Here is a 1,887-nt window from a genome sequence, read left to right on the forward strand (position 1 = left end):
GCAACCACCGGCGCGGCCACGACAGGAGCAGGGATGGTCGGTGCCAGCGGCTCGATGAACGGCGCGGCCTCGGCGGCCAGCGGCGTCGGTTGCGTCACCGGCGCAGGGGTCGGCTCGGCCACCGGCGGGGCGACGGGCACCACAGGAGCGGCAACGACAGGAGCTGCCACGACCGGCGGCGCGGTGAACACCGGCATCACCGGTGCCGCCACCGTCATCGGTGCCAGCACCACCGGTGGGGCCACCGGCGGACGGGCGACCGGCGCGGGCGGCGGTGCGACCGGCGCAGCGGCCGCTTCGGCGTACGCCTGGGCGTCGCGCGAGCGCAGCGTCTCGAAGGCATGCGCCAGGCCGTCGGCACGGCCTTGCAGCGCCTCGACCTCCTGCGTGGTCGCCGGCGCCGCCTGCTGCAGCAGGTGCTCGATGCGGGTTTCCAGGCGGTGGGCCATTTCACCCAGCCGCATGGCACCGGCCAGGCGGGCACCGCCCTTCAGCGTGTGCAGCGTGCGCATGCAGGCCGCGGCCGCCGAGTTGTCGGTCGGGCGGCGCGACCACTCGCGCAGCTTGGTCGCCAGTTCGGGGATCAGCTCCTCGCCCTCTTCCTCGAAGATCGGGAACAGCTCGGCGTCGACGGCATCGATCGCGTCGATGTCGTCGTCATCGTCGTCACCCTCGTCGTCGACGTCGACGCGCACCGGGGCCGAGCGCTGCGGCTCGGCCGCGAGCGGCGAGAACGCCTTCAGCTCGGGCAGGCCGAGGCCGGCGAAGTTGGTGTCGTTGGTGCCGAACGAGCCTTCGGCCGCGGCCGACAGCGCTTCGGGGTCGAATGTCTCGGCAATCTCGGGAACCTCGAGGACGGCCGGCAGCTCGGGTGCCAGCGCCATCGGCTCGCTCAGCACGATCTCGGGGGCCGTCTCGAAGGCCGCCAGGTCGTCGAACGACACGTCGAGGTCGCCGAAGCCTTCTTCCGGCTGCGGTGCCGGGATGTCGTCGGTCGACGGCGAGGCCTGCGCCACCTCGGCCGCCGCGTTGGCGGCCTCGAGGCGACGGGCCGAGCTGATCTCGTGCGCAGCCAGGCGCTCCAGCAGTTCCGGTGCGGCGGGCTTCAGGAAGCCGGCGGCGAACTGGTGCAGCAGGCGGCGCACTTCCTCGGCCGAGTCGACGAACAGGCGGGCTTCGTCGGTCGTGCCGGCGCCGATCGCCTGCGAACGCATCAGCGAATGCTCGAGCAGCCGCGCGAGGTGCGACAGCTCGCTGAAGCCGACCGTGGCCGAACTGCCTGCCAGCGAGTGCGCGAGCGCGATCGGCATTTCGCCGATCGGGCGGTGCAGCTCCATCGCCCACTCGGCGACTTCGGTCGTCAGGCGGCGCGACAGCTCGTCGGCTTCGTTCAGGTAGATGTTGAACAGCGGGATGCCGATGCGCAGCGGGCCGACGATCTTGACCTGGTCGTCGTCGGACAGCGGCGCCGCAGCCGATGACGGCGACAGCTCGGTGACCAGCGGCGTGGCCTCGATGGCCTGTGCGCTGCCGAAGAAATCGTCGCCCAGGTCGAGCTCGATCAGCTCGACCGAATCGGCCGACAGCAGTTGCGGCTCGATGCTCTCGGCGACCGGCAGCGGCTCGAGCACGGCGTCGATCGGCGCGGCCGCGCCGAGCTGGTCGAGCATCGAGGTGTCGGGCAGTTCGATGCTCGGCAACGAGCCGGCCGGCGCGACGGCGGCCGGGGCCTCGTCGAACGCGCCCAGGTCGAGGTCGAACGACAGGTCGGCCAGCGGGAGCGGCTGGGAGGGCGCAGCGGCGACCGGCGGCGGCGCCACCGGGCGTGTTGCGGGCGGCGTGATCGACAGCGGGGTCAGCGGCGCCGGTGCCGACACCGGTGCGGTG

1 protein-coding gene is annotated in these 1,887 nt (G+C 72.8%); it reads right to left on the reverse strand.

Features of this window, described 5'->3' with window-relative positions:
* Positions 1-1,887, reverse strand: a 1,887-nt coding sequence (locus AC1D01_RS32635) for an Hpt domain-containing protein (RefSeq protein ID WP_477873645.1), incomplete at both ends; no start/stop codon positions are given.

The organism is Rhizobacter sp. P3_B12 (assembly GCF_056402895.1).